Annotated in this window: 8 protein-coding genes and 1 pseudogene; 6 read left to right on the top strand and 3 right to left on the bottom strand. The window is 67.0% G+C overall.

Features of this window, described 5'->3' with window-relative positions:
* Window positions 1-10: 10 nt before the first annotated feature.
* Window positions 11-556, top strand: a complete 546-nt coding sequence (pth, locus tag GXZ33_RS12065) for an aminoacyl-tRNA hydrolase (protein ID WP_291341438.1) — start codon at window positions 11-13, stop codon at window positions 554-556.
* Between the two features lie 2 nt (window positions 557-558).
* Here pth and GXZ33_RS12060 read toward each other — a convergent pair whose 3' ends face one another.
* The 3 genes and pseudogenes from GXZ33_RS12060 to GXZ33_RS12050 form a co-directional block, all read right to left on the bottom strand.
* Window positions 559-1,455, bottom strand: coding sequence for a type IV toxin-antitoxin system AbiEi family antitoxin domain-containing protein (locus tag GXZ33_RS12060; protein WP_291341436.1), 897 nt, complete (start codon window positions 1,453-1,455; stop codon window positions 559-561).
* Window positions 1,456-1,600: 145 nt separating this feature from the next.
* Window positions 1,601-2,980 (bottom strand): FAD-dependent monooxygenase, encoded by a 1,380-nt coding sequence (locus GXZ33_RS12055; protein WP_291341434.1) that lies wholly within the window; start codon window positions 2,978-2,980, stop codon window positions 1,601-1,603.
* A 13-nt stretch (window positions 2,981-2,993) separates the two neighbouring features.
* Window positions 2,994-4,273, bottom strand: a pseudogene (locus GXZ33_RS12050) (aromatic acid/H+ symport family MFS transporter).
* A gap of 141 nt (window positions 4,274-4,414) precedes the next feature.
* On the opposite strand from GXZ33_RS12050, the gene GXZ33_RS12045 reads away from it, so the two are divergent.
* From GXZ33_RS12045 to GXZ33_RS12025, 5 genes are all read left to right on the top strand, one after another.
* Window positions 4,415-5,197, top strand: coding sequence for an IclR family transcriptional regulator (locus GXZ33_RS12045; protein WP_291341432.1), 783 nt, complete (start codon window positions 4,415-4,417; stop codon window positions 5,195-5,197).
* Between the two features lie 155 nt (window positions 5,198-5,352).
* A complete protein-coding gene (locus GXZ33_RS12040; RefSeq protein WP_291341430.1) occupies window positions 5,353-6,474 on the top strand; it encodes a cupin domain-containing protein in 1,122 nt (373 codons plus the stop codon).
* 5 nt (window positions 6,475-6,479) lie between these two features.
* A complete protein-coding gene (locus tag GXZ33_RS12035) occupies window positions 6,480-7,307 on the top strand; it encodes a fumarylacetoacetate hydrolase family protein (RefSeq protein WP_291341428.1) in 828 nt (275 codons plus the stop codon).
* Window positions 7,307-8,029: a maleylpyruvate isomerase family mycothiol-dependent enzyme gene (locus GXZ33_RS12030; protein WP_291341426.1), complete on the top strand. Its 723-nt coding sequence runs from the start codon at window positions 7,307-7,309 to the stop codon at window positions 8,027-8,029. Before GXZ33_RS12035 ends, GXZ33_RS12030 begins: the two co-directional genes overlap by 1 nt.
* Before the next feature lie 757 nt (window positions 8,030-8,786).
* A partial coding sequence (locus GXZ33_RS12025; protein WP_291341424.1) for a hypothetical protein occupies window positions 8,787-9,019 on the top strand: 233 nt, incomplete at its 3' end.

Genomic DNA, 9,019 nt, shown 5'->3' with positions numbered 1-9,019 from the left:
TGGTGGTCGGGTGACTGATTCTCCCCTTCTCATCGTCGGCCTGGGTAACCCGGGCGCGAAGTACGCCGACACCCGCCACAACATCGGCGTCATGCTTCTCGACGAGCTCGCCTCCCGCATCTCCCCCTCCCCCGCCACCTTCGCCGTGCACAAGCGCACCAACACCGAGATCGCCGAGGTCCGCCACCACGGACGCCGCCTGGTGCTGGCCCGCACCCGTGGCTACATGAACGTCTCCGGCGGGCCGGTGAAGGCACTGGCGACCTTCTTCAGGATCGCCCCCGGTGACATCATCGTCGCGCACGACGAACTCGAGCTGGACTTCGGCGAGCACCGCCTCCGCACCGGCGGCGGCGACCACGGGCACAACGGCCTCAAGTCCGTCACGAAGTCCCTGGGCACGAAGGACTACCAGCGTCTCTCCCTCGGCATCGGCCGTCCGCCCGGCCGCATGGACCCCGCCGCCTTCGTGCTCAAGCCCTTCACCCGCCAGGAGGCCGGGGAGCTGCCCTTCCTGCTTGCCGACGCCGCCGACGAGCTCGAGCGCACCCTCTGACCTCAGCGTTCCCAGGGCGGCACCTCATCCATGCAGCCCCGGTGCCACGTCCACACCGGAGGGTGTTCCAGGCCTCTCCCCTCGACCGCCGCGAGGATCTCCGCCACGACGGTGTCCAGGTGATGGTCGATGCACTCCTCGGAGAAGCTCAGGTGCCGGTAGCCCCGGGCCACGGCGTCGTTGGCCTTCCAGTAGTCCTTGATCAGCGCATTCGCGTACCGGTGATAGTGGTACCCGTTGACCTCCACGATGACCTTCGACTGCTCATGCACCCCGTCGCGCAGATAGTGCCCGACCATCATGTTCTGCTCGAACACGCAGCCGCGGTGGCGCAACGCCCGGAAGAGGACGCGCTCCGTCTCTGAGTCAGCCCCGATGGAGGCCGCGTCGATGAGTGCCCGCAGCTTCCCCGGTACACGTTTCCATCCCCCGAGATCCTCCTCGAGGCGTCTCCTGCCACTTTTTCCGTGGTAGTGCCTCTCCAGCAGCTGCAGCGCCTGGAACCGTCGTCCCTCCGGCATGTCCATGGCGGTACGCAGGACGGGGGCGACGCGGTGGTCGTCGACAAGCTCATGGGTGATGGTGGTGGAACTGATGAGCTCCAGGTGACTGTTCGCGGACGAGTGATGCGGGCCGGCCAGGGCCACCAGCGGTCGGCTCACCCTCCGGCGCATGCGGATCTCCCAGGAGGTCTTCCCGGTGAACACCAGGTAAGGGCGGGTCCTCCGGTACACGGAGAGAAGTTCCCGGCCGTCGAGGCGCCGGGTGGAGTAGACGCCGTGGTCGACGCGGTGGAGGCGACCAGCGGCGACGAGCCTGCCTGTCGAGCGGCTGGAGTGCCCGAGGGCGCGGAGTTCGCGGGTGGTCAGGGTCAGTGAGTCGGTGGGTAGCGCGGTCACACCGTACTTGGACTGCCGCCGTGACCGGAAGGTTCCCCGGCCCCCTGCACTTTCACCCTGACCGAGGACACATCACCATGGCCGTTCCACGGACGACGGTGGGGGTATGAGTGCACGGGGGCGACGGGGCGTCGACAAGCGGGTACTAGATCGTCAGTTCATCGGCGGCGACACCGGAGTCACGCTGGGCGATGACCTTGTGGATGTTGTACTCCCACTCCTTGAGCTCATCCGGCAGCTCACCCTTCGACGGGTCTTGCAGGTACTCGCGACGCTCGGCGTCGTAGTCCCACAGCCAGTCGACGTAGGGGTACCAGGAGGTGCGGCCGGCCTGGCGGAATGTCTCGTTGCGGATGAGGCGGGAGACACCGTCGACGTGCCACAGCTCGCCCCAGAAACGGCCGGTGGTCTGGATGCGGGCGCACCGCGGGGCGCGCTCACCGGAGACCTCGGCCAGCACAGCGGCCCAGTCGAGCGGACCGGCGGCCGCGGCCTGGGCGGCGTAGAGCGCGAGGCACTCGGCGTCCTCCATGGCCATGACGGCACCGGAGGCCAGGTACTGCAGCGGCGGGTGCGCGGCGTCGCCCATGACGATGATGCGGTCGGAGACGACCCAGTTGTCCAGCGGCTCCCGGTCGGACATCTGCCACCAGGTGTCCAGCCACATGCTGCCCAGACGACCCTGGACGAACTCGTGGGTGTGGTCGAAGGCGTTCCGGAACTCCTCGTTGTTGCCCCAGTCCTCCGGTACCTCGGTGCCCTCGGTCAGGGCCTTGAGGTAACGCGGCGACTGGAATACGGCGACCTGGTTGAGCAGCTCACCGTGGCGCAGCGGGTACTGGATGAAGTGGCAGCGCGGGCCGATGTAGCCGACGACGTCCCGGAGGTCCTTCATGTCCGGGTCGGTCGGCAGCTCGGAGGTGCCGCGGTAGGCGACGTAGGCGGACGGGACCGGCTCGTCCTGGACGATCTCCTTCCGGAACACGGAGTGGATGCCGTCAAAGGCGACGAGGATGTCGGCCTCGACGTCCTCCTGACGTCCGTCGGCGCGGTGCTCGATGTGGACGGTCACGCCGTCGGGGCGGGTGTCGGCGCCGAGGACCTGCACGCCGTTGTGCAGGGTGGCTCCCGCCTCCTGGACGGCCTCGACGAGGATGGACAGCAGGTCGGAGCGGTGGATGACCAGGTAACGGCCACCGTAGTGCTCCTGGAACTCCTCGCCGAAGTCCATGGTGAGGATCGGCTCGGCGGTGACGGCGTCCCGGAACTGCATGCGCTCCGGGAGGTAGCCGGCCTCGAAGACCCGGTCCTTCAGGCCCCACTTCTCCAGCATCTTGACGCCGTGCGGGCCGATCTGGAGGCCGGCGCCGACCTCCTTGAACTCGGGTGCACGCTCGTAGAGGGTGACGTCGGCACCGCGCAGGGACAGCGCGAGGGCGCCTGCGGCACCACCGATGCCGCCACCGGAGATGATGAACTTCTGGCCCTTGAGCTCCTCAGAGGCCGTCAGGATGTTCTGGGTCATGGGGCTTTCCTTTCTAACGGGGGTCAGTGTGTGCCGGGATGACCGTGACGTTGGGGTTGGGCATCCGGCGGTGGATGATGAACAGCACGATCAGGGACAGGGAGGACAGCAGAGCGGAGCAGGCGAACAGCAGGTAGTTCGAGCCGACGCCCAGGTTCCAGTTGAGGAGCAGGCCGGCCAGCTGCGGCGCGACGACCGCTCCGATACGGCCGACGCCGAGGGCCCAGCCCAGGGCGGTGCCGCGCAGGTTGTGCGGGTAGAAGTTGGCGACGGCGGCGATGATGAGGATCTGCGTACCGTGCGTACCGACGCCCGCGAGCACCAGGTCACGTACACGGCGACCACGGAGGGCCCGGTGAGGAGCGTGAGCAGCGCGACACCGGCGACACCGGCGGCGACGGCACCCGACTTCAGCGGGCCGAAGCGGTCGCCCGCCCAGGAGGTGACGACGGAACCGAGGATGGCTCCGAGGTTGAGCGCCAGGGTGAAGTTGAGGGCGGCGCCGAAGTCGTAGCCGGCGGTCTGCATGAGACGCGGCAGCCAGGTGCCCAGGCCGTACCAGGCCAGCAGGGTGACGAAGGTGGCGATGGAGAACCAGATCGAGATGGCCATGTAGCGGCCGGTGAGCAGGTCCTTGAAACCGGCGGGCTCATCGGCTCCCTCGCGGGCGGCGTGGTCCTCGCGGATCGCCCGGTCGGAGGGGATGACCTTCATGGCGATCGGCAGGCCGATGATCAGCGGGACGATCGCGACGAGGAACATGAAGCGCCAGCCCCAGTCATCGTGGGACGGGACGATGAACTGCGCCAGGATCGCCGCGATGGAGCCGCCGAGCGGGACACCGGACATCATGACGGTCGCCCAGGCGGACATGGTCCGGCGCGGGACGAGGTCGGAGGTCATCGCGTTGACGGAGGGGACCAGTCCACCGAGTCCGATGCCGGCCAGGAGGCGGAAGGCGCCGAACATCCAGGGGTTGATGGCGAAGGCACACGCCAGCGTGAAGATCGACAGCACGACCACCGAACCGATGACGGCGAATTTGCGGCCGACGCGGTCCGAGAGGCGGCCGACCCACACGGCACCGATCACCATGCCGAGGAAGGCGGTGGAACCGATGGTGCCTGCCTGCGCCGAGTTGAGGTTCCACTCCTCCATGAGTTCGGTCTGGACGGTGCCGTAGACGATGAGGTCGTAGCCGTCGAAGACGACGAAGAACCAGCCGATGAGCACGGCTGCGAGTCGACGTCCGCTGATGCCGAGGATCGTGGGGCCTCGACCTGAGTCGCCCATTCCGGGCGTGCCTGTGCCACCCACCGTGCTGACGGCGGTGGACCCGCTGCGCAAGTATCGGAGATTGGAGCCATGGGCACATCATCTGGGTGATCGGGGTTACAATCAAAGAAATTCCAGATAGCGGAAGATGTGATGTTCATGACCTTCGGTCCCACTCACGGGTCACCCCCGCGCGAGTTCCTCCAGTCCGTGGACCTGGCTCTCACCCTCATCCTGATGCTGCGGGACCAGGGCACACTGACCATCTCGGCGGCCGCCGCGGCGCTCGGCGTGAGCCCGTCGACGGTCCACCGCTCCATGGCGATGCTCGTGTACCGCGGCTTCGCGACGCGCAGCGAATCCCGCACCTACCTCCCCGGACCGGCGCTGTCCTCGTCCAGCCTGCAGCCGGGCGTCGGCAGTGAACTCACCGCCGCCTGCCTGTCCCACATGCAGGCGATCGCGACGGAGACCGCCGAGACCGTCCACCTCCTGGTGCTGGTGGGCAACAAGGTGCATTTCCTGCACACGGTGGAGGGCACCCATCCGGTGCGCGTCGGCATCCGCCTAGGTCAGGTGATGCCCGCCGAGCAGAACGCCGGTGGCCTGGTCATGCTCGCGGAGCGCTCGGCCGCCGAGCTGCGGGCACTGTACCCCTCGCTGCCCGACACCGACTTCGAGTCCCTGCGCCGCCAGCTCCACCGCACGCGCAGCCGTGGATTCTCCATCAACAACGGCCTCTACGAGCATGACGTCTCGGCCGTGGGGGTGTGTCTGCGCAACGATCTGGGCGACATCCTGGGGGCCGTCACGGTGGCCACCCCGACGAGCAGATTCCGTGGCGCCCACCGGCGGTGCGCGGAGGTGCTGCTCAAACATTCCCGCGATCTCAACCGCCGCCTGGAGGATCTCCGACTGGTCCCACCGACGATCAAGGGGTGACGTTGCCCACCCCCGTCACTGTTTTCCGTATCACGGAAAATCTTTGAGTCACACTTGGCGGACCCCTATGTTTGAGCTCACAACCACCACTGCGCGCGGCCCCCGGACGGTCGCGCGCAGCTCAACACCACCTCGACAACGCAGGAGGTTCGCTCATGACCGAGAGCACCGACTACTCCAACAAGCACGTTGACTTCGTCGTCCCCGAGCCGACCCCGGAGGAGCAGGCCGAGCTCAACTCCATGTACGCCAGGATGGACGACCTCCACATGAAGCCCCTGTGGAACCAGATCGGCGGCCTCATGCCGAACGAGCCCGAGCCCCGGGCCGTCGCCCACCGCTGGGACTGGTCCGAGCTGATCAAGCTGGCCCGTCGCTCCGGCGAGCTCGTCCCCGTCGGCCGGGGCGGCGAACGTCGCGCCATCGGCCTGGCCAACCCGGGCCTCGGTGGACCGACCTACATCGCCCCCACCCTGTGGGCCGCGATCCAGTACCTCGCCCCGGGCGAGAACGCCCCGGAGCACCGCCACTCCCAGAACGCCTTCCGCTTCGTCATCGAGGGCGAGGGCGTGTGGACCGTCGTCAACGGTGACGCCGTCCCGATGCGCCGCGGCGATTTCCTGCTCACCCCGGGCTGGAACTTCCACGGCCACCACAACATCGCCACCGAGCCGATGGCCTGGCTCGACGGCCTGGACATCCCGTTCGCGTACCAGATGGACACCGGCTTCTTCGAGTACGGCTCCGAGAAGCTCACCGACGAGTCCACCCCGGACCACTCCCGCTCCGAGCGCCTGTGGGCCCACCCGGGTCTGCGCCCGGTCGCGTTCCCGGGTGCGACCACCGCGTCGCCCATCGGTCGCTACGCGTGGGAGCACACCGACGCCGCGCTCAAGGATCAGCTCGCCCTCGAGGACGCCGGCTTCCCCGGTGTCGTCGGCCCGGGTCACGCCGCGATCCGTTACACCAACCCGACGACCGGTGGCGACGTCATGTCGACCATCCGCGCCGAGTTCCACCGCCTGCGTGCGGGTGCCGTGACCACCCCGATCAAGGAGGTCGGCAACCGCGTCTTCCAGGTCTTCGAGGGTTCCGCCACCATCACCATCGGTGACGAGGTCTTCAAGCTGAACCACGGCGACGTCGTCAACATCCCGTCCTGGAAGCTCTGGTCCATCGAGGCCGGCGCCGACGGCGTGGATCTGTTCTGCTTCTCCGACCACCCCATCTTTGAGAAGCTGGACCTGGCCCGTACCTACACTCCGGAAGGAATCTAACAACCATGCGTCTTGCCACCATCCGCTCCGCCCAGGGCACCTTCGCCGCCCGCGTCGAGTCCGACAACTCCGCCGTCCGCATCGACGGTTACGCCAACGTCGGTGACCTGCTGCAGGAGGACAACTGGCGGGAGGTCGCCGAGCAGGCCACCGGCGACGAGGTCTCCTTCGAGCCCACCGATCTCGAGGCCGTCGTCCCGGCACCGAAGAAGATCGTCTGTGTCGGCCTGAACTACGCGAACCACATCAAGGAGATGGGCCGTGACCTGCCGGTCGTCCCCACCCTGTTCGTCAAGTTCCCGGACGCCCTGACCGGCCCCTTCGACGACGTCCTCGTCCCCGAGTACGCCAACGCCGAGCTGGACTGGGAGGGTGAGCTGGCCGTCGTCATCGGCAAGCGGGCCCGTCGCGTCAAGGAGGCCGACGCCGCCGACCACATCGCCGGCTACGCCGTCATGAACGACTACACCATGCGCGACTACCAGTACCGCACCCTGCAGTGGCACCAGGGCAAGTCCTTCGAGAAGAGCGCCGGTTTCGGCCCGTGGATGACCACCGCCGACTCCTTCGAGCTGGGCGGCGAGCTGGCCACCTACCTCGGCGACGAGAAGATGCAGACCACCCCGACCGACGACCTGGTGTTCAACCCGGCGCAGCTGGTCGAGTACATCTCGCACATCTACCCGCTCGACGCCGGCGACGTCATCGTCACCGGCACCCCGGGCGGCGTGGGCCACGCCCGCGACCCGAAGCGCTACATCGGCGACGGCGACGTCGTGAAGGTCGAGATCGACGGCCTGGGACACATCGCCAACAAGACGGTGTTCGAGTAATGACGAGCTTCCACGACCTGTCCATCGGGGAGCGCCTCAACCTGACCCGCCGGGGCACCGCCCACTACTCGGGCCAGCTGGCGCTCGTCGACAACGCCGAGTTCGGTCGCGACACTCTGCTGCCGGACTGGACCGTGGCGCACCTGGCCGCGCACGTGGCCTACAACGCCAACGCCCTGTGCAACCTCATGCACTGGGCGGAGACGGGTGAGGAGACCCCCATGTACTCCTCCCCGCAGGCCCGTGGCGAGGAGATCGCCCGCGGCGCCACCCTCCTCCCGGACGCCATCCGCAACCTGCACGACCACACCCTGGTCCGCCTGGACGTCGCCTGGCGCGATCTCCCGGAGGAGGCCTGGCAGGCCGAGGTGAAGACCGCGCAGGGGCGCACCGTCCCCGCCTCGGAGACGCTGTGGATGCGCACCCGCGAGGTCTGGCTGCACGCCGTCGACCTGGACGTCAACGCCGGTTTCGCCGACATCCCGACGGTGATCCTCCGGACCCTGGTCCCGGAGATCGCCGGCAAGTGGCGTGGCGCCGGCGACGGGGCAGGTCTCGTGCTCGTGCCGGAGGAGGGCGCGCGCATCGAGGTCTCCCCCGGCGAGAACACCGTGGAGATCCACGGCTCCTGGGCCGGCCTGGCCCGCTGGGCCTCCGGCCGCGGCGACCGTGGTGTCACCTCCCCGCAGGGTGAGGTGCCCACTCCCCCGCGCTGGCTCTAAAGCCCTGCTTATCGACGCCCCGCCTGCCCCTCTTCCTGTCGAGGGTGGCAGGCGCGGCGTTTCCTTTCTCTCGAGTTACAGAAAGCCAGCCATGCCCTAAGCTCAGCGAACATGCGTTCAGTTTTAGTCCTGATGTTCATTGCTTTCTTGCCTTTGGCTACTACTTCACCGGCTCATGCGGAAACACTGGGGAACAGCACACCGTATCTGGCACCGACCCTTCCTGATGATCGGGTCGCGGTTGGCGAACCATTTTACTTCTTCTGGGATGAAATGATTGAGGGGGAGTCACCTGAGCCTGGAATCCAGCCAAATGTATCCGTGAGTGGCTGCACAGGAACCATCAGTGCGCCGAGAGATATCGGAGCCGATATTGACTGGGGATTTCATACAGTCTGCTTCGGAACTGGGTTTTTGCCGTTGAGTATCAACGCTACTCTTCAACAGGAGAGGTTCAATTTCGTTTACGAGAATATCAAGACCGAGACGGCGTACGCCCGCGATAACACTGCATCTGTGTATGGCGAGGTCCCGTGTATCAGGGGAGTTGGCTCCCGAGATTTCCGGGTGAGCGCGACAATCCATGCTGGAGGTAGATCGGCCTCGGGCATCAGTCGGGAAGTCAGGTTAGCCTGTGGAGTCTAACGCGCTCATCCTCCATTGCGGTGGATTCTCTCTCACAGTCGCGACATCTCCTTCTGCCTTTCCCCCCGTCGACGACTGCACGGTGGTGTGGGAGTCCCGTACCGCTACTCCAGTGGGCGAGATTGAAATCCGGGCCGCCATCTCCGATGAGCCGCACCACGACGCCCACGGCCAGGCCCAGCTGAAGGCACCGGACGGTTCCCCGACCCATGTCCAGGTGACCTTCACGGTGGGCTCCGCCGGACCACATCCACTGGACCCCCATTCGGCAATGGACCACATGCGCCGGGAAACACAGATCCTCAAGTCAACGTCCCAGTCAGCAGCTGACTGGGTCAGCGTAGG

Source organism: Corynebacterium sp., from assembly GCF_012838985.1.
Taxonomy (GTDB): domain Bacteria; phylum Actinomycetota; class Actinomycetes; order Mycobacteriales; family Mycobacteriaceae; genus Corynebacterium.
The sequence above is the reverse complement of the archived record's forward strand: the minus strand, read 5'-3'. Positions and strand labels throughout refer to the sequence as shown.

Coding starts and splice junctions, on each gene's coding strand:
- GXZ33_RS12055 (WP_291341434.1), bottom strand. CDS start 2,980: ATGACCCAGAACATCCTGACGGCCTCTGAGGAGCTCAAGGGCCAGAAG.
- GXZ33_RS12045 (WP_291341432.1), top strand. CDS start 4,415: ATGACCTTCGGTCCCACTCACGGGTCACCCCCGCGCGAGTTCCTCCAG.
- GXZ33_RS12040 (WP_291341430.1), top strand. CDS start 5,353: ATGACCGAGAGCACCGACTACTCCAACAAGCACGTTGACTTCGTCGTC.
- GXZ33_RS12035 (WP_291341428.1), top strand. CDS start 6,480: ATGCGTCTTGCCACCATCCGCTCCGCCCAGGGCACCTTCGCCGCCCGC.
- GXZ33_RS12030 (WP_291341426.1), top strand. CDS start 7,307: ATGACGAGCTTCCACGACCTGTCCATCGGGGAGCGCCTCAACCTGACC.